This window comes from Bradyrhizobium sp. USDA 3397, assembly GCF_054060965.1.
Map to the genome: position 1 here is coordinate 3847196 of NZ_JBSSDS010000001.1, position 22422 is coordinate 3869617.

Annotated in this window: 17 protein-coding genes and 3 pseudogenes; 8 read left to right on the forward strand and 12 right to left on the reverse strand. The window is 59.1% G+C overall.

All coding sequences use genetic code 11. The features are described 5' to 3' along the window. The first annotated feature begins 395 nt into the window (after window positions 1-395). From ACVWYQ_RS17670 to tnpB, 4 genes and pseudogenes are all read left to right on the forward strand, one after another. Window positions 396-2354, forward strand: coding sequence for a glycoside hydrolase family 127 protein (locus ACVWYQ_RS17670; RefSeq protein ID WP_456726142.1), 1959 nt, complete (start codon window positions 396-398; stop codon window positions 2352-2354). A 52-nt stretch (window positions 2355-2406) separates the two neighbouring features. Further along, window positions 2407-2684 (forward strand): annotated as a pseudogene (locus ACVWYQ_RS17675) (hypothetical protein); the annotation flags it as partial. A gap of 365 nt (window positions 2685-3049) precedes the next feature. Further along, window positions 3050-3316, forward strand: a complete 267-nt coding sequence (locus ACVWYQ_RS17680; protein ID WP_456727182.1) for a hypothetical protein — start codon at window positions 3050-3052, stop codon at window positions 3314-3316. Beyond that, window positions 3313-3792, forward strand: a complete 480-nt coding sequence (gene tnpB, locus ACVWYQ_RS17685) for an IS66 family insertion sequence element accessory protein TnpB (protein ID WP_456726143.1) — start codon at window positions 3313-3315, stop codon at window positions 3790-3792. The genes ACVWYQ_RS17680 and tnpB overlap by 4 nt, the downstream gene beginning before the upstream one ends. Before the next feature lie 353 nt (window positions 3793-4145). On the opposite strand, the gene ACVWYQ_RS17690 is transcribed toward tnpB, so the two are convergent. From ACVWYQ_RS17690 to ACVWYQ_RS17730, 9 genes are all read right to left on the reverse strand, one after another. Then, window positions 4146-4790, reverse strand: coding sequence for a RipA family octameric membrane protein (locus ACVWYQ_RS17690; protein WP_456726144.1), 645 nt, complete (start codon window positions 4788-4790; stop codon window positions 4146-4148). Between the two features lie 51 nt (window positions 4791-4841). After that, on the reverse strand, window positions 4842-5276 hold the full coding sequence (locus ACVWYQ_RS17695; RefSeq protein ID WP_456726145.1) for an ImmA/IrrE family metallo-endopeptidase: 435 nt from the start codon (window positions 5274-5276) through the stop codon (window positions 4842-4844). 304 nt (window positions 5277-5580) lie between these two features. After that, window positions 5581-6003 carry a type II toxin-antitoxin system VapC family toxin gene (locus tag ACVWYQ_RS17700; protein ID WP_157287251.1) on the reverse strand — a complete coding sequence of 141 codons (423 nt, stop codon included), beginning with the start codon at window positions 6001-6003 and terminating at the stop codon, window positions 5581-5583. Beyond that, the gene (locus ACVWYQ_RS17705) at window positions 6000-6254 is read right to left on the reverse strand and encodes a FitA-like ribbon-helix-helix domain-containing protein (RefSeq protein ID WP_157287250.1); all 255 of its coding nucleotides are present in this window, start codon (window positions 6252-6254) and stop codon (window positions 6000-6002) included. Before ACVWYQ_RS17705 ends, ACVWYQ_RS17700 begins: the two co-directional genes overlap by 4 nt. 272 nt (window positions 6255-6526) lie before the next feature. Beyond that, entirely contained in the window at window positions 6527-6778 is a 252-nt protein-coding gene (locus ACVWYQ_RS17710; protein ID WP_456726146.1) for a transposase family protein, read from the reverse strand. 951 nt (window positions 6779-7729) lie between these two features. Continuing rightward, window positions 7730-8872 carry a Wadjet anti-phage system protein JetD domain-containing protein gene (locus ACVWYQ_RS17715; protein WP_456727183.1) on the reverse strand — a complete coding sequence of 381 codons (1143 nt, stop codon included), beginning with the start codon at window positions 8870-8872 and terminating at the stop codon, window positions 7730-7732. Between the two features lie 34 nt (window positions 8873-8906). Then, window positions 8907-12344 carry an SbcC/MukB-like Walker B domain-containing protein gene (locus ACVWYQ_RS17720; protein WP_456727184.1) on the reverse strand — a complete coding sequence of 1146 codons (3438 nt, stop codon included), beginning with the start codon at window positions 12342-12344 and terminating at the stop codon, window positions 8907-8909. Next, entirely contained in the window at window positions 12344-12985 is a 642-nt protein-coding gene (locus tag ACVWYQ_RS17725) for a DUF4194 domain-containing protein (protein WP_157287248.1), read from the reverse strand. Before ACVWYQ_RS17725 ends, ACVWYQ_RS17720 begins: the two co-directional genes overlap by 1 nt. After that, window positions 12975-14531, reverse strand: coding sequence for a Wadjet anti-phage system protein JetA family protein (locus ACVWYQ_RS17730; RefSeq protein WP_456726147.1), 1557 nt, complete (start codon window positions 14529-14531; stop codon window positions 12975-12977). The genes ACVWYQ_RS17725 and ACVWYQ_RS17730 overlap by 11 nt, the downstream gene beginning before the upstream one ends. Before the next feature lie 285 nt (window positions 14532-14816). On the opposite strand from ACVWYQ_RS17730, the gene ACVWYQ_RS17735 reads away from it, so the two are divergent. After that, window positions 14817-15296: a GNAT family N-acetyltransferase gene (locus ACVWYQ_RS17735; RefSeq protein ID WP_456726148.1), complete on the forward strand. Its 480-nt coding sequence runs from the start codon at window positions 14817-14819 to the stop codon at window positions 15294-15296. A gap of 91 nt (window positions 15297-15387) precedes the next feature. Here ACVWYQ_RS17735 and ACVWYQ_RS17740 read toward each other — a convergent pair. The 3 genes and pseudogenes from ACVWYQ_RS17740 to ACVWYQ_RS17750 form a co-directional block, all read right to left on the reverse strand. Beyond that, window positions 15388-15684 (reverse strand): annotated as a pseudogene (locus ACVWYQ_RS17740) (alpha/beta hydrolase fold domain-containing protein); the annotation flags it as partial. 456 nt (window positions 15685-16140) lie between these two features. Beyond that, entirely contained in the window at window positions 16141-17241 is a 1101-nt protein-coding gene (locus ACVWYQ_RS17745) for an NAD(P)-dependent alcohol dehydrogenase (protein ID WP_456726149.1), read from the reverse strand. Between the two features lie 83 nt (window positions 17242-17324). Further along, window positions 17325-18800, reverse strand: a complete 1476-nt coding sequence (locus tag ACVWYQ_RS17750; protein ID WP_456726150.1) for a benzaldehyde dehydrogenase — start codon at window positions 18798-18800, stop codon at window positions 17325-17327. Between the two features lie 382 nt (window positions 18801-19182). Between ACVWYQ_RS17750 and ACVWYQ_RS17755 the strand changes: the two are divergent. The 3 genes and pseudogenes from ACVWYQ_RS17755 to ACVWYQ_RS17765 form a co-directional block, all read left to right on the forward strand. Further along, window positions 19183-19749: pseudogene (locus ACVWYQ_RS17755) on the forward strand (XylR N-terminal domain-containing protein); the annotation flags it as partial. Window positions 19750-19826: 77 nt separating this feature from the next. Beyond that, the gene (locus ACVWYQ_RS17760; protein ID WP_456726151.1) at window positions 19827-20978 is read left to right on the forward strand and encodes a sigma-54 interaction domain-containing protein; all 1152 of its coding nucleotides are present in this window, start codon (window positions 19827-19829) and stop codon (window positions 20976-20978) included. 78 nt (window positions 20979-21056) lie between these two features. After that, a protein-coding gene (locus ACVWYQ_RS17765) for an IS3 family transposase (protein ID WP_404651318.1) occupies window positions 21057-22243 on the forward strand; the annotation gives its coding sequence in 2 pieces (ribosomal slippage) (window positions 21057-21309 and window positions 21309-22243; 1188 coding nt in all). Window positions 22244-22422: the final 179 nt, after the last annotated feature.

A 22422-nucleotide genomic window follows, 5' to 3' on the forward strand; every position in this document is an offset into this window, starting at 1 on the left:
CACGTCCAAGCGGCGACGGACTGATGGATACTGAAGACGAGCTCGTTGCAAAAGAACGATTTGCGCCTTGCCGGCACGAAAATTGCTGTCTTGAGCCTCGAGCGTGCTGGTCAGAGCGATGTACGGAGATCGACAATGTCTTTCGTGTCGAGCGTCATGGAACGTCCGATTCTATTCGAAAAACCTGAGTTCTCTCTCCGCCCCGCGGCTAGAAGCATCACCAGAGGGCCTTCAATCGCTCATCATGCCGAGATCTTGAAGGCCGGGAGGACGGGTGAGCTGACCACAGCAGGCAAGGATACAGGCTGCCAATTCGCACCCGCAAACTCGACAATGCGGTACGGCATGGTTTTCGTGAACTACCGGCCCGTGCACCCAACACGATGGAGAGCCAGATGAATCGGCCGACTGTTACGGAAGTCAATCTCCATGACTTACGAATCACCGATCCGCTCTTTGGAAAATACCAGCAATTGGTGAGGGAGGTGACGATACCCCATCAGTGGGAGGCGCTGAACGATCGTATTCCCGAACTCGCACCGAGCCATGCGATAGCAAACCTCCGGATCGCAGCAAACCGAGCAAGTGGCGAATTTTACGGCCGGGTTTTTCAGGACAGTGATGTGGCAAAATGGCTGGAAGCAGTCGCCTGGTCGTTGTGCACCACACCCGATCCGGAACTGGAGAAAACAGCCGATGACCTGATCGAGCTGATGGAGGCCGCCCAATGCGGCGACGGCTATCTGAACACTTATTTCATCGTAAAGGCGCCTGGGGAACGATGGACCAACTTAACCGAATGTCACGAGCTTTACTGCGCCGGCCACTTGATTGAAGCGGGCATCGCTTTCTTTCAAGCGACAGGTAAACGGCGCCTGCTGGACGTCGTTTGCAGGCTCGCTGACCACATCTGCTCGGTTTTTGGTCCGGAGCGCGATCGTTTACACGGCTATGATGGCCATCCGGAAATCGAACTTGCATTGACACGCCTCTATGAAGTGACGTTGGAGCCGCGATATCTCACGCTGGCTAACTATTTCGTGGAGCAACGCGGCACAGAGCCGCACTTCTATGACCTAGAATATGAGAAGCGATCCCGCGATCGGAAAGCACACGACAAATCCTGGATGGTCAGACGGAAAGACTATAGCCAGGCGCACCTGCCGGTCATTGAACAGCGAACTGCAACAGGTCATGCGGTTCGGTTTGTATACCTCATGACTGGGGTTGCCCATCTGGCGCGTCTGCTTCAGAACGAGCAACAACGCCAAGCTTGCCTGCGGCTATGGCAAAACATGGCGCAGCGGCAGATCTATATCACCGGCGGCATTGGTTCGCAAAGCGCGGGCGAAGCCTTCAGCAGCGACTACGATCTGCCGAACGATACTGCGTACGCGGAAAGCTGCGCGTCGATCGGCCTGATGATGTTTGCCCGCCGGATGCTGGAGATGGAGGCGGACAGTCACTATGCCGATGTGATGGAGCGTGCTCTCTATAACACGGTTTTGGGCAGTATCGCCTTGGATGGACGGCATTTTTTCTATGCCAATCCACTCGAAGTTCATCCCAAAACGCTGCGGTCCAATTACGGCTACAGTCATATCTCGCTGGTCCGACAGGGCTGGTTCGGCTGCGCCTGCTGTCCGCCGAACATCGCGCGACTTTTCACATCAGTTGGTCATTACATCTACACGCCACGCTCCGAGGCGCTCTATGTCAATCTCTACATTGGCAACAGCGTGGCATTCGCGATTGGAGAGCATACGCTACGATTGCGCATGAGCGGGAACTATCCCTGGGAGGATCGGGTGGAGATTACCGTGGAATCGGAGCAGCCAATCACCCACACGCTCGCGCTGCGCCTGCCGGAATGGTGCAGCGCGCCGGAGGTCAAGCTGAACGGCGAACCGGTCAAATGCGAGCCGCGCAGGGGCTATTTGCACATTCACCGCACGTGGCGGCAGGGCGATTGTTGCAAATTGCAACTGCCCATGAAAGCACGCCGCGTATATGGTCATCCACAACTTCGCCACTTGGCCGGCAAAGTGGCTATTCAGCGTGGCCCCCTGATTTATTGTCTGGAAGAAGCCGACAACGGGCCGGAGCTGCATAATGTTTGGCTGGATGCAGACAGCCGGTTTTCGCTCGTTGAAGGCAAGGACCTCTTTGCCGGCAAAATTTTGTTGCAGGCTGAGGGCTTTCGTTTGCGACACACGCTCTCTGAGGAAGCGCCGCTTTATCACTACGACAAAGTGCCTGGAAAGCGGCAACCGCAACGTTTGACATTCATTCCGTGGTTCAGCCGGGCCAACCGCAACGAAGGTGAAATGCGCATCTGGATTAATGAGTGGTGACTGAGGCCATGATCGGCGCTTTGACAGCATCTCGGCCGGAAAGGAGGGCACAGGCATCTGGACCAACTGGACGTCGGTGAGCAAGGTCGAGGGGGGCGAGACGGCCAACGACCTCTACGCGTTCTTTACGACGGAGCCCAGGACGAAGTCGGTGCTATCCACCAGAAGGCTATGCTGGTGATCCTGACGAGAGAAGACCGCGCCTTGGGACGTCGCCCTGAAGTTGCAGCGCCCCCTGTCAGACGGGGCGCTGAGGACATCGCCCGCGGCGTGAACAGCCGCTGCGGAACGAATGGACAAGCCTCAGGCCAACAAATATTTCCGAAATAGACATACCCACACTAGCGAGCTCGTAATTGCGCTCTGTGGACCAATTGGCTCCCCCATTCACGGGGTGGCACGGACGCTGAAGGAGTGCCTAGAGAAGAGCTTTGAGTACGATTACGCGAAGATAGTAAGCGCTCAGCCAATACCCCTCCGGGGTTGGATGAGATGTGCGAAGAAGCCTCCGGCTTGAACGGAGGTTTGGGATGGGATTGGACGGCAAAAAAAGACGCCCATTTAGACAGCTCAACAGTTGGGTCTGGAGCAGTCAGCCGGCTTGAAGTGCTTGAGGGCCCGTCCGGGCGTCGTGTGCGTTCAGATGCCGAGTGGGCTCGGATCGTCGGCGAAAGTATCTGCTGCCCGGCGCTCAGGTGGCGGAGGTAGCGCGCAAGCACGGAGCGACGCGCTGGCAAATTTACGATTGGCGACGACGCTTCCGACAGCGCGGCGAATTACCGTCGTGCGAGGCTCCGCAGCCGCCGTTCGCGCCGCTCGTCGTGGACGGGCCGTTAGAGGAGCGTCACGCTCCAGCAGTTAAGCTCGAGATTGCGATTGGCGATGTCGTCGTGCGGACGGACGCGGCGATAGATGGGGAGCAGCTGTCTCGATTGATCCGCGTGGTGCGGGCGTCACGATGATTGTCCCCGGCTCCGAACTGAAGATTTACATCGCGACGCGGCCCGTCGACTTACGCTGTGGGCACGATGGGCTTGCTGCGAAGGTGCAGGTGACGCTTGGTCTCGATCCGCTCAGCGGTGCAGCCTTCGTGTTCCAGTCGAAACGGACGGACCGGATCAAGATTCTGGTGTGGAATCGAACGGGCCTGGTGCTGGTGCATATCCTCAAGGGTTGCAAGTTCGTGTGGCCAAGGATTCGCGAATCTGCGATGTCCATGGATGTGGGACCGTCCGGCGGGCACATTACAGGAATGGTTAAGAACGGCGAGCGTCTTCACACAGTCAAGACTGACTCGATCTCCCGGATTATGCTAGCCGACGAAATTGATCCTAATCGCACCAATATCAATGTGCCAAACTCGCAACAGGAGGTTCTGGACTGCGGCTCAGACTCGCCGTTGGTCGCCAAAACGCTGCTGACCGGCAAGCAGCTTTGAGAAGGGCTTCCTAGGTCCCCAACTTCGAGTCTACGAAGACAATTGAGCTCAGCTTCGAATGCTTGAAGAATTTGGCTGCGATTTCCGCTCGCACGATTGGCAGATCACCCTTCGACATCACGGAGCGCAAGGACGGATTGTGATGGATTTACCTTAACCTGGAAACATTGGCTCCAGCGACAAGGCTTCAATCTTTGCACCGGGTCTTGCCTTCGACGAAAAACATGCAATTTGAGACGGCGGCCAAACCGCCGTGATGAAAGCGAGCGTCGAATGCAGGGAGACTCCTGCGATGCCAAGTATGTCTTCAAGGATAGACCAGCGTTTATGATTGACGGAACGCTATAGGCGGCTCAAGATGGCGGTTCTCGCCCGTATGCTCTGCATCCGATTGCGAGCCTGGAGCCTGTCGCTAAGGAGCCTACCGCAGGTGCATAGGGAACAGGCTTAGGCAGGATGACGTAGCCGTTCTGCACAACCACGAAGTAGGTGAGCAGCGCAGCGAATGCCGCGAATGCCAGCAAGTAGACGGCGCCGACCAAGAAGCTATGGCTCCGCAATGATTTTAGCGTCCGCTTGTCGTTATCTGTCTTCTCGGTCGTGAGCACGCCTTTAAAGACCGATCCTTGTTCATTGATCGACCGAAAATCGGTGAACAAGAGTTGCGCTTCGATGAGCCGGATTGCCCGTTCGCTCAGGTGAATGATTTGCCGGTTGCGTCGATCCAAGCCAAAAAAGAAGATTGCCAACAACGCGCCGGCGCACGATGCAATCTGCCCCGGCATATAGCCGACCATCTCCCGTTCCTTGAACAGGTAGAAGCATCCGCCGAACATGAATGGCGCCAGGATAATGAAAAAGTGGAATAGCTGGGTCCGTTGCCGCGCGTGGAAATCGAAATAGCGCCACGACAGCTCGAAGCGCATTTTCTCAAACTCCATGGTAGCCCGCGCATCCTCCGGCGGAGTGGCGCGCGAGAGAATTTCAGTCAATTGCATTTCCTGCCCGTTCTATTTGCGGCGATAAAGGTTTCAAACAGGTCGCAGCTCTCAGTCTGACGATAGTCTGATCTGCTTTCCGACATGCTCCCGCCAGAGGCCGAGTCGCTTGATTCTATAGTCGACCAATTCCGATGAGGTCCCGAATGCAGAAGCGATCTGCTCCGAAGAGCGTTTCTTGTTCACGGCAGCAACGATGGCAGCTCTCGGTAGGAGCGTCGCCGAGGCGAGATAGTAAGCGTCGTGTTCCTCAGACTTGTCATAGGTGCGCCCGTAAGCGTCAGCGATCCTGGCAATCTTAGTTAGTTTGTGCCCGAGCAAGATGTGCCAGAACTCCTCCAGCAGCGTAACCCGCTGACGCTCCACGGTGTGGGTATCGTTCAAGAGCACCGCCCAATTCTCGTGATCAGGATCAAGAGGCACGCTCATTGCGGACCATTCGCCGGCGGCTTTTCTCCTCAATTGGCTTATGGTTCGAGCTTCCAAACAGTCAGCCTCCCGACGGGAATAACTCGGATGCCGTCCACCTGGACGCGAAGACCGAACGCCATCTGGCGCCGAAAGGAAGATACAGCCTGGCGACTCCCCTCCTTCAAATCGATTTCAAGTCGGCATCGGCGTCATCCGGGCTAAGACATTTCGGCTATTCAGATTACAATCTTGAACTCGCAATCAACCGACGTTTTTCCGAACAGTCTCGCTCAAGCTTGGGAAGGGGGTGGTTTTTACCGAGATCAGCAATTCCTTGCGCTTTCTGCCGTCCCGGTAACGCCCCCGCTCGACAACTCTCTCAGCTGGTAACGGTCCAGGGATCAATCATCGTCAGACCGGCGGCATTGAACGCACTCGTGTCGCGCGATGCCACGGCGAACCCATGCGCAGCGGCGATCGCAGCGATGTAGCCATCCGGCGTAGGAAAGCCTTTTCCGGCCGCGCGCGCCTTGACCGCGAGTTCGGCATAGCGCCGCGCCGCGGCGGTATCGAAGGGCAGGATGCGGGTCGCGAACAGGTCCAACACACCGTCGAGCGCAGCTGCCAGCCTATCCTTGCGCTTGCCGCGCTGCAGCGCGCCGATGCCGAACAACAGTTCGGCGATAGTGACGCTGGAAAGAAACAGCGTCTCGGCCGCCTGGGCGTCGAGCCAGTCACGCACCGATGAGTGCGGATCGGGCTTCATCGCCTCGGAGACCACATTGGTGTCGAGCAGGATCATTCGAAGCGCATCGGCTCGGCAGGACGCGCCTCGCGGCCATGTTCAAGTGCCTCGACATCGGCATTGGTGAGGCCGATCTTCCGGCTCATCTCCGAAAGGGCGGTGCCGAGGCGCAGCCGGCCCTCGGGACGCACGGCGGCCTCCAGAATGGCACGCATTTCCGCTTCCGCGCTGCGATTGTGCTGCGCGGCGCGGACTTTCAAGGCGCGATGCGCCTCCTCGGAAAGGTTGCGGATGGTGACAGCGGCCATGATGGCATCCAGACTGACTGCGATGCTATCAAAGTAGAGTGTTTGATAGCATTTTTCAAGAGTGATTGCGGCGCTCACGCGTCGCCGAACCTCAGCCCTCCAGCTGCGGATAATACGAACTTTTTTCATCAATCCGGATAGTCGACATTTCTCACCCGCGGATTGGGTGGTGTCGCGCGGTGACCTGAACTCGCGGATGCAGGCGATTGCTGACAATGCCGCGAGGCTACTGTCGTTGGCCGTAGACGCCACGCATATCGCCTGATCCGGCTCTAAGCCGGATTATCGTCCTCAGTCGTCCGAGCACGGGAGGTCAGCTGCGGAATTTGGTCTTTGAGTATCCGACGCACGGTCTTTTCGTGGACCCAGCAATCCGCAGCGATGGCCATGACAGGCCGGCGAAGCGCCTCCATCCGGATACGCTCGACCAATCTTTCAGTCATTCGATACCGATAGTCCACTGGTTGAAGCGCGGTCCGCTCCGCAAAGCCCGCACCGAACCTCAACCGGTCGATCACGATCACGTGTCGCGCAACATGGAAAACTGCCCCCTCATATTGCCTCAGATGAAAATGTTACCGAAACGCACCCTAGTGTCTCCCGAATCAGCTGCCGCGAGTCCGAGCAAGCCGCTCGCGAAGCGCGCCCTCCAGAGCGCCGTAGCGAGCGAGCGGCTTACCGGATCAAAGATGCTCGATTTCAGCCCGAGACACACCCCGGGCTCGTCGATCGGCTTGCCCCATTCTGGCAGATCGCTACCGCCCGATCATCACCGGCCTCAATGGCTCTTGCCTGGCTGCTGTCCAAGGCCGCGACAATCCGCGTCATTCCAAGCGCGACCAAGGAGCAACTGAGAGCGAACGTCCGGAGTGCATAAATTGTCCTCACTCGAGAAGAACTCGCTGCTCTTGAGCAAATCAACTAGGCGCGACACCCTGGAGCGCCCTCCTTGCCGGAGCGCTGTACCTTCAGCCGGTGCATTGATAGAAGAACCTGTACGCATCGGTAGGCGTCGTCTCCTCTTGCGCGGCGGCACAATACGGACAGGTGACGGTCGATTGAAGAAGCATGGATGAGTCTTAGGCGCGACGGGCGTTATTTCGTGACCGGCTTGGCGTCGTAGCGGTCCAGGATGGCGCGCAAATCATCCAAGTTCAGGACAAGCTTACAAATCTTTTTGGCGGGCGTCTCACCGAAATTATCTGCCATGACGTCAACAACTACGGCTCGCGAGGAATTTTCAACATCCCCACCTCTTCGTGGAAACGAAGCCAGCGTCCGGATACGTAACAGGACATGGAGTTCTTGCCCCGACGGTTCTTAGTTCGCTGACTGCCGTTCGTTGGGAAGCGGATGACGTAGGTGCTCATAAATGGCCTCTCGGTTTTGCTTCAATGAGACAGACAAATCATAGTAAAAAACGGCCTGACCACGCTCTGTCACATCAATTCCCGCTATTGGCCACCGCCAAGATTTCACCAGGCATTCGCGGGCGGGAGCTTGGGATCAAGCTCCTCCTGCTCCAGCCACTTGGCGTCATCACGCCTAAGGTAGGCGACGAGATCGGACATAGCAGACGGCATGGTGCCAGTCGGCAGCCTAGTACGATCAGCCGGCAGCTTGCCCAGCCTATCGGCCAAGTCTACCGACATAAGATGAGGCTTCAATTCCCGCGCTATCGCACGCTCTATGGTACGGAAGATCCAGGTCCCGTCGGGATCGATGTCCGACCAATGAAAAAATGGAATGTTCGCAGGGAGTGCCGTCGCAATCGTTTTTAGCGCGCTCTGGGTCGCAAGCGACGGATATCCACCCACATAGATGGTGATGCCGACGCGATGAGGATCGGCCTCCATGATGTGGCGACTGAAGCTCGCGAAATTCTCGACCGTGAGCACGTATTCTGGCCGCTCGCGAAACCGCAGACGCTCAGCCTCTGCAGGCGGTATACCGAAATACCTGGGCGCTGCGGCTGACAATTCGGCTACATCGAAATCGAGACGTCCCGACAACAGAATTGGTGGCGCAAACTTCTCGAGCCCCAATGTCCGCAGGGCATCCCGTGGACGCGCGGCCGGCGGGACCTCGACCAGCCCGCTCAAGAGCCGAACAACCGGTCCTTCGAGCCGTTCAAGGGCCTTACTATCGCCGGCGAAGCGCCGTGAAAAGGTTCGGTAGTCGAGGCCGACGTGACGTTGCTCAAAGATTGCCTTTGCCATGACAAAGGCCGGCCTTAGGCGATCTGCGTCGTCGAGCGAGAACCCTTGCCATTCCCGGCCGCGCGACCAAGCTGACCGAAGAGCGTCCAGCGACGTCTCGAATTGGACCGGCAGTTCGAGCCCCTCTAGCAGGCGGCCCGTCGCTGCCTCCATGAGCTGTCCTACCGGCCGCCGTCCGAGCAGTTCGTACAACAGCGGGGGGCTCTCTAGCCTAGCGTGCTTGATCTGCTCACTTTTGAGCCCCCGCCCCCTGGCTATGCGGATTCCGCCGCGTCGTTCCACATCGCGGAGCTCCCTGACAAACTTGTCCATCTGAGCGACATCGATAAACCCGTCATAGTCAGGATAGGCGATCGGGCTTTCGGCGCCGCCTTCATAACGGTCTAGAAGATCCGACATCAGCAAGCGGGCGTCAGTGAATTGCCTTGGCATCTTATTCCGCGGCTATCTTCTTGAGCTCATCATCCGACATGCGATCGGGATCCATCGCTTGTAGCTCCTTGCGAGCACGCTCCTTGAGCTCGGCCACCGTGACCCGAGCGCTCTCACCAATTCGGTCTACCTCGACCACAGTATCGATATGCTCGAGAACTGCGATTCTCTTCTCATTGGGTGCCGCGATGATGATCTGGAGCCCAAGCTTCTTGTAAAAGCTCATCATCTGCCGTTGATTTTTCCCGTCCATCTTGGAAAACGCTTCGTCGAAAATAGCTACCGACATCCCCGAGGGTCGCCCTGCTCCGGACTTGCCGCTTCCGTAAACCGACGCGAGCGACGCTCCGATAGCTACATAAATCGGCACCTGTTGCTCGGCACCGGACCCGGTACCGCGCCGCGTCTCCCACCGGGTCGTCCGGCCGGTGATGATGTCCTGCATGTGGATCTCGAACGTGAAGAAGTTGCGATAGTCCTCGAAGAGACCGAAATCCTTATCTGGATCCTCAAGCAGCGCCTCGATCTCGCGCAAGGTATCGCGATGAGGAAAGTCTTCCGGGACCTCATTCCCCTTGAACAACATGTCGAGCGCCTCCGGTGACGTCTTGCTGATCTCAACGACCTTCAAAATCGGTTGAAACTCGGCCAGGCGCGCGTGGTGAAACGAATACCGCTCATTGTGGAACGGGTGATCGGCTAGACCAAAGTTCATCGCAGCGAGCTCGCGCTCCATTTTGCTGATGCGAGACGTTAAGGCGTTGATAAATTCGCCCCGCAACAAGGTCTTCGCTTTGTCGGCCGCTTCAGCAGCCTGTCGTTCATACCGGCGCAGCTCATTCTCTTCCATTTCCTGGATCAACGTCTCGATCCAGGGCCGCACCTCTTGCAGAGGCTCGCTCTCGGTGCCCACCTGCGACACGACACCGAACTCATCAAAATAGTCTCCGAGCGCTTTTCGAACCCGTCGTTCAATCTTGAACCTATCATCGTCTGCCGCCGCCACTGCTTTCGATGCCTCGGAGGCGATCATCCTATGCCTATCCAGGACCGCCCGCGTCGAAAGGTCGGCGAACCGAGACCCATAGGCCGCACGACCGGAAATACGGTTGTAGAGTTTTCGGTACTGCCCGTACGAAGCCCAAGCTATCTTTGCTCCCAGCTCCGAACCCGAAGTACCCTCTCCAGATTCGATGGTGTGCATAGCAATATCGGCCGCTCTTGTATGCTTGCGATGAGCTTCCTCCTGAAGGGCTCTCTGTCCTGCACGATGACGCTTCAATTCCAACTGGGCTTGCCGCTTTTGCTTCAACCCGCCATCACCAGCGCCGTCGAGCGCGGCGATCCGTTGCTCGAATTCGTTCCGCTCTCGGGCAGACTTCTCAAAGTCTTCGACGATTGCCTTGAAGGAAGGCAACTTGTCGTCGAATATCCTTCCGAGTTGGACGTACGCGGCGTCAGCCAGCTTGGCTGCACCATCAGACTTTGTATGCGCATCCGAAAGCTGCTCGGCTTTCTCCTTGAGGTCATGAAACGCTTGCGTCTGTGCCGCCTTGCCGATCTTGAAATCCGACGGCTCGGCCGCACGATGCGTCCTTACTAAGCCATCGTCGTAGAGACCGTCCTTCATAATCGCCCGCCCCGGTTCATTGAACTGGGCGATCGTATCCGCCAGGCGCACCGTACCATGCCTTCGGACTATAAATGCGATGGCATCCCGATCGTCGGACTTAAAAAGTGCTGGAAACGTTCCAGCACGCGGCCCTGGCCCGTTCGGGTCGAGCTTGTTCAGGCTTACCAACGAAGCACGCCGAAAGTCCCGACGCCCTTCTTTGAAAAGAGCCGTGGCACGAGCGATGTCTGGCCGATCTACGAGAACCGCCTCCCGGTCTCGGCCCAAGAGACCTTCCGCCGCGGCGGTCCAAGAGACATCCGACAGTTCAACGAGGTTACACAGCACGCGGGGCGACATCCCAGCCTGCCGCAATTTGAGACACAAGCGCTCCGTGTCTTCATGCAAATAGATCGAGCTTCCACCACTCGAATGTTGACGAATCCGATCCTCAAGCAACCGAGCTCGTTCCTTTTCGTCTTCGGCCTTCCGGATCAGATCGCGGCGCGCCTGATCCACCTTCATCATCAGCGTCCGATCCGCAGCAAGAAGTCGCGTTTCCGCATCCAGCAAGCTTCCGACGGGCCGCTCAAGCGAAACGCCCGTCGCGGCCCGGGTCAGCCCGGAAATCAACGTAATGAACTCGTCGAAGCCAAACTCCCTCATGGCACTCAGCGCCTGCAGAGAACGGACGGACTCTAGCCTTCTCTCGAACTCGATTGTCGCACGCTGTCCGGCCTGCAAGGAGGACGTCAGCGATTGAGCGAGCGAAGTCCGGCCGCTCTTGGCGTCATGCTCGGAGATTGCGATGTCCAGTCTTCTGATTTCGGTCTCGATCGCGCTCAAGTCTTGATCGATAGAATCCATCTCCGCCTTGGCAGCATCCCGCTTGGCTGCCTCCTCCGTGAACTTCCTGACTTCTGCCAGATAAGCGGTACGTGCTCCAAACCAATTGGCGCGTTTCAATATCCATTGTTCCAGAGATCTGCGCTCGTGAGAGTCGGCAAGTTCGACAAGAATGGCTCTCAGTTCGATCAGCGCCTCCAGCTTTTCGCGCATGGTGCGGATCGTATCGTTGATTTTTCGGTAGGTCCGGATTGATTCGCGAAGCTCGCCCACTTTCATATTATTTTTTTCGAGAATGTAGTTTCGTACAAACTCGGTGGCGGTCTGATCGTGATCCAGCGTCATCGCGTTCACGACGGCTTTTTGAAGCGAATTTGCGTTCTGCTCTCCTACGACGGACGCGTGAGGAACCAGTTTTCGCATATATTCTCGGACATAATCGATCGCCTTGTCGCGGTGATTGACGAAATTCTCTTGCCCGACAGCTGAGACGATCCGGCCGCGAACATCGTCCCATTCTGCCGCAAATCGCTTGCCTTCCCTCACTTCGACGAAGTCCTGCGCCTTCAAAATCTTACCGGTAACAACGAAGCGACCGAGCACGGTCTCGTTGGTCTCCGACCGCCTGGCCTCTATCGCCATTCCGATGCTCACCGGAGGCCGTTTGCCTTCAGTGTCGACAAACCCGAGACAAATATAGGTGCGAGCTTGCTCTCTCTTGCGTTCGTCCTCGCCTAAGGCGCCGAGGCAGTAGTCCACAATGGTTCGCTTGGAGGCACTCCGGCTTTTTCCCTTGTCCCCCGCGACCGCGTTGAGCCGCTGAATGTTCTTGTTCCCGCCGGTCAGCACCACTTGGGCCATGTCGAGAATGGTCGACTTGCCAGACCTGTTCTCGCCGAACACGCCGGTATGGCCTGTTAAATCGAAATCCTCGACATCGAACAGGTGCCACTGGACCATGGACACATGGCGTAATTCCATCACGGCTCGTCTCCGTCGACCGCTTGTGACGCACTCACCTCTTGAGATCGAACGTACCGCTCGATCCGTTGCAGGGCATCCGAGCCGCTGATCAACTTAATCATCGGACGGATCGCTACCTCGAAGTCCTGCGCCTCGTTGTCGAACTCACCGACATCGACGAGGCTCCTTTGGGACGCCTCTTTCAAAATTTCTCGGAAACGGCTCAAAGAGATCGAGCTCGAGCCGTTCGGCTGAACCATGTCCTTGTAGCGATCGAACAGATTATTCAGCGTCGTGACGACTATCGCACGATCTTCGACCGCACCAACGTTCACCTCATCTTGCCAGTGGGCGGCTAACACCAGAATGACGATCGTCTCATCGAGCTTCATTCGCGGCAGCGGCACGTCTTCGCCAACAGCGGTGATCCCTGCCCACTGGGCCTCAGTGTCGCGGTGCACGCGATACCCGCAACTATCAAAGAACTCGTCGATCACCGACCGGAAGCGACCATCCATGATGACGTTGAAGATCGCGCCGGTTCGCGGATCGCCGGCGAACAGGAACTGCCGCCTCAACAGGAAGTGCACCGCCTTCCTAAGGTCAGCCGCCTTTTCGGCGCCCAAACTGCGCTCGATCGCTTCGAACTCACTGAGCATGGCGGCGCCCTCCAACGGCATGGCGCCTGACGATGAAATTGGAGCAGCGCAGCCAATCACTATCATGAGGCGGCGAATCCGGAGCGAACTCGAGCTCGAAGTGAAGGCTAACCTCCGGCGGAATTTCGTTGGTCAAGGCAAACCTGCGTGCGGCATCAAATGCAAGGAAATCATCAACCGTCTCGAGCGCCATGAAGCGCGCTTCTCTCGTCCCCGCGACAGGCACCTGGGACTCGAGAAAGCGTTGAACTTCCTTGGGACCGGGCGCAATTCTCTCGATATATCGCCTGCGCAACTTCTTTCGAAGTTCGTAGAGCGGATCGTCGGGCCAATCGGCCAACGGCTTCAGTTCGATTGGTTTGCGCGGCTCGCGGCTCGGTGCGTGATGGAATTCTGACCACGGCGACCGGAGCGGCTCAAGGCTCCATTCGACGGTGGCGTTTGAGTGGCGCCCTCGCGCGATGAGGTCGTCGAGGCGGCGCACCAGATCCCCTGCCCGCCCTACCAGGCCGTGGGTTCCTCGCTCCGCGTATTTAATGGTGTTGCGGACGCGCGCCTCCAGTTGGCGGCGGAAGGTCTCGATCCTCTCAAACATTTCGCCGATATGACCGAACGTGCTTTCGATCGCTAGCAGATCACCCTCAACGTCGAGGCTCGCCTCCGACATCGATGACGAAACGCCCGCGGTCACGTACTCCTCTGACAGTACCTGCATCGTCGCGGGTGTATGAGCGATCCTTCTTGCCAAATCGACAATGGCGTCCCTGAACCGGTACGGGTGATTGAACGTCAGGATCGATTGAAAGTCGCGCAGCAGAAGTTGCTCGACGAACTCCTCGAAGAAGGCTTCGAGCCGATCACCGACCGTCTTGGATTCCATCACAGTCCGTCGGATTCTCTTCAGGTCCGAAAGGATAGCCCGAAGACTCTTGGTGAACTGATCGACCTGGTTGCGTGCTTCACGAAGAGCCAGGGCGACCTCACGTTGCTTCGGGTCAACAATCTGCGGATTGAGCTTTTCCACTGCCTCGAGGTTCACGCGGACAGTCACTATGAGCCCGCCAAACCTTTGTGAGACGTCCTTATTCAAGCTTGCCAGACGCTGGATCACCAACAGCGGTCCCATCGACATGTCGACAGTAACGCGAAGGCCGTACTCCTCCTCTTCGAGCCAGCCCCATGAGATAAGACTCTGATATACTTGACGGGCGATCAGCAGAGCCCGATCCGCCTGTTCCGTCTTCGCTGCTGCAGCGCGTTTAATCCGCCTGCGTCCCGCGGAAATGACCTCCGGCAACGGATCGCCGAAGTCGTCATTTTCGTTCCAAAGCGACGGATTGGCCCGCATGACGTCGTAGACGGCATGCGTGACTTCCTGCGGGGTCGGGAACGCGGGAGCGCCAGTGAAAAAACGTTCGTACAGATCCAGCAAAACGAGCGAATACAGGTGCTTATGGTCCCGCGAAAAGGCCAGAAACGCATCGTCATGAAGGTATCTAAATAACAACGCTTCGCCCCCAGCGGCCGGTTCGGCCTGAAGCCCCACCTACCAGCCAAACCCTGTTCCCTTTCCGTTCATGCTAGAACGACAAGCAGCGGTTGTCCATCGGCCTAAGACCAATCGACCCCGGCGTCCGGCGGAAGAAACCGCGCCTGATCGTCGCGGTTCAGCTCTGCAACCGCTTAGGGGCCAATGGAGGACGGCTACTTCGCACACGGTTTGAGCAGCTTAACGGCGGATCCTCTCCTGTCATTGATAAGAATTTCGTGCTAGTGGTTCTCTATACTCTGGGAGATTCATTGAAAGTATTTTGCCATGCCCTGGCGAGCGATGGAGCCCGAACATCTTACCGGAGTTCGCGGTATCGCGGATCGCGTCCACCTGAACTACCCTGAGGATGAGGCCGTTTTCTCCGAACGGCTGGAGCTGTACCCTGAGGGATGTTTCGTGCTCGAGCGCGCGCAGGACGGCTTGGCCGGCTACATCATCAGCCATCCCTGGCATTTCAAGAAGCCTCCCGCGCTGAATGTCCTTTTGGGCGCGGTCGCCGAGCCCGCTTCCACCTACTATATTCATGACATCGCGCTGCTGCCGGCAGCACGCAGCAATGGCTCGGCTTCCGAAGCCGTGCTCAAGCTGGTCAGGCACGCGAAAAAGGCGCGGTTTCCCAACCTCTCGCTGGTGGCGGTCAACAATTCAGTGAAGTTCTGGGAGGGACACGCTTTCCGAACGCTGGACGACGCGGATTTGAACCAGAAGCTCGCAAGCTATGATGCGCGGGCAAAGTATATGATTCTGGAACTGACGTGATATCTCCGCACTTAGTTTCCTTGGGCCGAGTTGTTGCTTCACGAAGAGGCACGAGTCATGCATCTGCTGATCTGCCAGGGGCAGCGCTTAGCTACCGCCGACCTTGAAATGCAGGCGCCGAAATAGGCGTGCTTGAACAGCTCGACAAGTTGGGGGTGAGCAGGGGGGCGTCGGTGGCGGAGCGGAACGACTCGCTCTGTCCGGTAAAGTCGAGCGCCGGCGACATCAGAGCCAACGCACCCGGAATGGGCAGCCCTTCATCGCGGGCACGTATCGCGGTCGATATGGTGAGGTTACCGCCCGCCGAGTCGCCGGACAGGCAAATTGCGGATGGCGCGAAGCCATGCTCCAGCGGCCATTTGTATACGGCGAGCGCATCATCATGGGCGGCGGGCGCCGGATGTTCAGGCGCGAGCCGATAGTCCGCGGCGAGGACGGCAACGCCCGAGCACGCGCGAGATTAGCGGCGACGACGCGGTGCGAGCGCGACGAGCCAAAGAAAAAACCGCAGCCGTGGTAATAGACGATCAAGCACTTGTCGTTCGAGTTAGGATAGTGATCAGGTCGCCCGACAGGCCCCGATGATACCCGCTTGATCATGGCGCCGGCTGGGATCGGCGTCTGCGCATTGATCGCCTCGAACCATGCGCGCATGTCCGCCAGGCTGCCATTGTCGGGCGGCGGGAATTGCGCGCTCGTTTGCAAAATCGCAGCGAGCTGCTCTTCGACATGTTTCCTCCTTGTTCGAAGATGAGCGGAATGCCGGTGGATCGGTCTGTGCCATTTTTCCTGAAGGCGGGCGAGGCGCCAGGCCCGGCGCCTCGCCCGCTGGGAGTGATCTTTTTCAGTCCATTCGCACGATCGGTTTAATTACGGCGCCGCTCTCGGAATCGAAGATCGCAGAATTGATCTCATCGAGGGTGTAGAACTCAACGAGCTTGTCAAACGGGAAACGGCCGCTTCGGTAGAGATCGATCAGCTCCGGGATGAAGACTGCAGGATCGGAGTCACCCTCGACGATGCCGATCAGGCGGCGGCCGCCGCTCATGAAATGCGTCTCGTTGAGCACGATCTCCGCATCCGGCCCAGACGCGCCGAGAATGCCGCAGGTGCCGCGAGGGCCGAGGCTCTCCACCGCGTTGCGGATCACCGCGGGCTGGCCGGTCGTGTCGAGCGCGAAATTCAGTCCCGAGCTGGTGATCTGCATGATCGCTTCGATCGGGTTGGTTTGGCGCGGATCGATCACATGGGTGGCCCCAAGTGATCTGGCGATCTCGAGCCTTGCCGGGTTGATATCTACCGCGATGATGGTGGTTGCACCGATGACGTTGGCCGCCATCAGCGCCGACAATCCGACCGATCCGGATCCGAACACCGCGAAGGATTGCCCGGCGGTAACCTTCAGAGCGTTCATCACCGCACCAGCGCCGGTCTGCACGCCGCAAGCGAGCGGCCCGAGCAGTTCGAGCGGGACTTCGGACGTGACCTTCACCACATTGACCTCGTGGCAAAGCGCATGCGTTGCGAATGACGACTGGCCGAAGAAATTGCCATTTATTCGAGCGCCGTCGGCTGACAGTGAGCTCGATCCGTCCGCGCGCGCGGCGAAGAAGTTGCGCGGGAAGAATTCATGGCAGTAGCTTGCAGCGTGATCCTTGCAGCTCGCGCACCTGCCACAGGAATTAAAGGTCATTACGACGTGGTCGCCGGGCTGCACCTTGGTGATCGCATCCCCCACCGCTTCGACGACGCCAGCTCCCTCGTGACCGAGCACGACCGGCAGCGGCGTCGGCAGCATGCCGTCGCGGACGACCAGGTCAGTGTGACAGACCCCCGTGGCTTTGACCTTGACGAGGATCTCGTCTGGGCGCGGGGGTTCGAGCTCGATTGTTTCAAGCTTGAGCGGCGCGCCCGTTTCGCGGGCCACGGCGGCACGAATCTTCATGCCTAATCTCCAAAAGTCAGGTGGTTTGAGGCGCAAGCTTCCGGCACGCAAGCGCCGGAAGCTGTGCGGATTTGCGAAGGGGCTCAAAACGGATACGGCGTCGCCTGAGGCTTCTCCGAGGTCCACGTCCACTGTGTGAACTCTTCCCAGATCGCCGGACCGCTGATCCGGCTGCCATTGCCGGAACGGCCGCGCCCGCCGAACGGAGCGAAGGGCCCGCCGTTGACCGTCTGGTCGTTGATGTGGAGCTGGCCGACCTCAAGGCGATCGCCCACGGCGCGCGCCCGCGCGATCGAACCGGAAATCACGCCGGCCGCGAGGCCATAGTCGGAACGGTTGGCGAGATCGACGGCTTCGTCGTCGTTAGCGAAACTGACGAGGCAGGCAACGGGGCCAAAAATCTCCTCCTCGAATGCGCGCATACCTGGCTTCACGCCGGCCAGCACGGTCGCTTGGTAATATCGCCCCTCGTGGCCGCCGCCGGCCATCAGCCGCGCGCCTTTCGCCACCGCATCATCGACGATTGCTTGGATCTTCGCGACTTGTGCGTCGCTGATGATGGGGCCAAGCGCAACTTGGCCTGACGACGGATCGCCGGCGGGCAGATGTCGGGCCTTCGCGGCGATCTTCGTGGCCAGCGCATCGGCGATGTTTGCATGCGCGAGCACGAGGCCAGTCGACATGCAGATCTGTCCCTGATGCAGGAACGCACCCCAGGCGGCATTGGAGGCTGCGACGTCAACATCGGCATCGTCGAGAACGATCAGCGAATTCTTGCCGCCGAGTTCGAGTTGCACCTTCTTGAGATGACGACCTGCAACCTCGCCAACCTTGCTGCCGCCCTCGGCCGACCCTGTGAAGGAGATCATCGCCACGTTGGGATCGGCGCACATCGCCTCACCTGCCGCCGCCCCGCCGGGCACTACCTGCAGCACTCCCTTGGGCAGGCCCGCATCCTCGAAGACGCGCGCGATGATGATACCGCCTGATACCGCAGTGCGGGGATCAGGCTTGTGGACGACAGCGTTACCCACCGCGACCGCTGCGGCGATGGCCCGGATGGAGAGCACCAGCGGGAAGTTGAATGGCGAGATCACGCCAACCACGCCATGAGGCACGCGCTTGGCGGTGTTGGATCGTCCATGCTCCACCGACGGCAGCAGGAGGCCATTCGGCTCAACCGCAACCGCAGCCGCATGCCGCACGAACCCTGCACCGTGCTCGATCTCGATCGCAGCCTTGGGCTTGGTCGAACCGCTCTCGCGCATGATCCAGCCGATCAGCTCTTCGGCGTTCTGCTCGAGCAGATCGGCCGCTTTATTGAGGATTGCTGCGCGCTCCTGCGGCAGTCTCAAAGCCCATGCCAGCTGGGCCTGGCGCGCCTCGCGTGCGGCCTTCGCGATGTCCTTGGGATCGGCGATGCCGACCGAACCCAGCACCGCGCGCGTCGCCAGGTCATTGATGTCCATGACGCCGCCGTCGGTGACGCTCCACTCGCCCAAAAACGCCTTGCCGCGCCAGCGGTCGATGGCAATGAAATCGCGCGCCTGCATATTCATGGATAGTTTTCTCCCCCGCTTCGCGCGGAACAATTTATGGTGCGGCCGTTGCGACCGCGGCTTACCGGGAGAAAGAGGGGCAAGGGCCGCCCCGCGCGCGGCGGCCTATGGCGCGCCGCACTGCTGGTAGGAGACCGTAAGCCGGTCCTCTTGCTTCGCTTCCTCCCGCGAACGGCTCAGCAATTAGCAAGGTCGGTGCCAGCCAACGCGGGTGGCTCCAACCGAATAGCGAGTTCGTTTAATTTCCTAGTTAGACCAGCTGCTTAGCTTCTTACCGCTCTACACAATTGCTCCTGGCCAAGGAGACTTCCATCCTCGAAAATTATGAAATAATGAAAATCTGATCGACCAATTCACTATTTCATGAACACAAAGGCGCCTCATGAGGAGGGATGAAACCCGGATTTCACTGGCGGAGGCATCCCGCCGCGCAGCGCGGATTCTCACTCGCGGCGCCAGCAGCGAGCTCGAGACCGGCGCTGCGCCGACGTTCGATGATCTCGCCGAGTCGCTTCATTTCGCGCTCGGCGACGGTCGCATCTGGCTCAACGATCAGCGCATGGTGCTGATGCAGTCACAGGTGCTCGGGCGCTTGCGCACCGAGATTATCGACACCTTCGGGGTCGAGACCGCGAAGGCGCTGTTCATGCGCGTGGGTTACATGCAAGGCATGCGCGACGCCGAGTTGGTCCAGAAGCGCTTTCCGAACGAGGATCTCACTCACGCGCTCGCGGCCGGGCCGCGCGTGCACACGCTGGAGGGCTTCGTCAAGGTGACGACGCGGCATTTCGAGTTTGACAGCGACAAGTGCACATATTTCGGTGAATTCCTGTGGGAGGACTCCACGGAAGCCGCCGAGCACCTTGCGAGCTATGGCCTCGCCAGCGAACCGGTCTGCTGGCTTCAGATCGGTTACCCCTCCGGCTACACCACCAAGCTGTGCGGCTGGCCCGTCATCTTCCGCGAGGTCGAATGCGTCGGCATGGGCGCGCCACGTTGCGTGGTAGTCGGCCAGCACGCCGAGGCATGGGGCGCGACGACGTGCCGGAGCGCAACTATTTCGGCTTGGAATGGAAGAGCCGCTCGATGCACGCGATCGGAAAGGTCTCTGTCGCAGCAGACCAAAGCCCCACCGCCGCAGGCGATGACAGCACAGTCGCGGTCGGCGTCTCGGCGGCGTTTGTCCGCACCCGCCGTCAGCTCGAACGCGTCGCCACGACCGACGCCACCGTGCTTTTCGTCGGCGAATCGGGCGTCGGCAAGGAGCTGTTCTCCAGTCAGTTGCACGCCATGAGCCGGCGCAGCAGCGGTCCGTTCGTTGCGATCAACTGCGCGGCTATCCCGGAGCAGCTCGTCGAGTCAGAATTATTCGGCGTGGAGAAAGGCGCCTATACCGGAGCCATCGCCTCGCGCGCCGGCTATTTCGAACGCGCCTCCGGGGGCACGTTGTTTCTCGACGAGATCGCGTCGCTGACCTATTCGGCCCAGGGCAAGCTGCTGCGGGCGCTGCAGGAGCGCAAGATCGAACGAGTCGGCGGCACGAAGACTATCTCGCTCGACGTTCGTGTGGTGGCGGCATCCAACGTCGATCTGACCGCCGAGGTGGCGGCCGGCCGCTTCCGGCAGGATCTATATTTCCGGCTATGCGTGTTTCCGATTGCGATTCCGCCGCTGAGGGAGCGGCGCGACGACATCCCACTGTTGATGGCGCATTTTCTCGGTATTTATTGCACGCGCCACGGCCGGCAGCTTATCGGCTTCAGCCGTCGCGCCACTGAGGCGCTACTCAAATACGATTATCCGGGCAACATCCGCGAACTGCAGAACCTGGTTGAGCGCGGCGTCGTCTATGCCGACGACGGCAGCACCATAGACATCGGTCATCTGTTCAGCGCATCGGAGCTGCTGCCGCCATTCTCAATCCAGCTCACAAGTGAGGGACGACTGGGACGCACGCCGTTATTTGGAGTGGATCCACCTTCAGCCCAAGGCAACAACACCGTTTCGGTCAACGGAGGCGGATCGTTGCCGGACGGCTCGTTTGCAGAAATGGAGGCCGCCGCCTATCGCTCCGCGCTGGTCCAAGCAGACGGTAACGTATCGGCCGCTGCGCGCCTTTTGAAGATCAGCAGACCAAAACTCGACTATAGACTCCGGCGTCTTGGCCTAAGGCCGTAACGACCTATCTTCTACTGACCTGCCACTGAGTAATTCCTCCAGAAGGAGTTAGAGTCCGACCTGACGAAGGACGGACAAATGAAGCGAGCAAGGTTTACGGAAGAGCAGATTATCGCGGTGCTGAAGGAGCATGAGGCCGGGGCGAAGACGGCCGATTTGGCTCGCAAGCATGGGATATCCGAAGCGACGATCTACAATTGGAAGGCCAAATTCGGCGGCATGGACGTTTCCGAGGCGAAGCGGCTGAGGGCCCTGGAGGAGGAGAACGCGAAGCTGAAGAAGCTTCTGGCCGAGCAGATGCTTGATACGGCCGCCCTTCGCGAGCTCCTTTCAAAAAAATGGTAGGGCCCGCCGCCAAGCGCGCTGCGGTCGCGCATCTGCAGGCCGTCATGAGCCTGTCGGAACGGCGGGCCTGTTCGATCGTGGGCGCGGATCGGAAGATGATCCGCTATCGCTCCAGCCGTCCTCCGGAAGCGGCTCTCCGTGGCAGGCTGCGCGACCTCGCCAACCAGCGGCGACGTTTTGGCTACCGCCGGCTGTTCGTCCTGCTGCGGCGGGAGGGCGAGCCGTCGGGGATCAATCGGATCTACCGGCTTTATCGCGAGGAAGGGCTCACCGTCCGCAAGCGGCGCGCTCGCCGCAAGGCCGTGGGGACCCGAGCTCCGATCCTGGTGGAGGCGAGGCCCAACGCACGCTGGTCGCTGGACTTTGTTCACGACCAGTTCGCCAATGGTCGACGCTTCCGCATCCTCAACATCGTCGACGACGTCACCAGGGAATGCCTGGGCGCCATTCCGGAGACGTCGATCTCGGGGCGGCGCGTAGCCCGCGAACTGACGACAATCGTCGAGCGACGCGGCAAGCCAGGAATGATCGTGTCCGACCATGGCACCGAGTTCACCTGCAACGCCATGCTCGCCTGGTGCAAGGACGCAGCCATCGATTGGCACTTCATCGCACCGGGAAAGCCGATGCAGAATGGCTTCGTCGAGAGTTTCAACGGCCGGATGCGCGATGAGCTGCTCAATGAGACCCTATTCTTCCATCTCGACGACGCCCGCGCCAAGATCGTTGCCTGGATCGCTGACTACAATCTCCAGCGTCCCCACTCGTCGCTGAAATACCTGACCCCCGCGGCCTATGCCGCCCACCTCACCGCAACGGACGATCGGCCGCGCAACCCCGACCAGCTCCGCCGATCGTCCGTTGCTCCACCCGCGCCGTTTGGCGTACAAAACCCCGAGACTCTAACTCCCGCTGGATGAAAATTCAGTGGCAGGTCACTACTCGCAAAAACTCTAGTTTTGGGTAGTCCAAAGTTCGGTCTCGAGTTCGGTCTCGCTGCAAGTCTCGCTGCAACTCTAACCGCCGCTCGGTAAAACTCAGTTGGCAGGTCAGCTCCCGACGAGAGCCGTGGCTCGCTCAGTGATGGCCGACCGCCGCC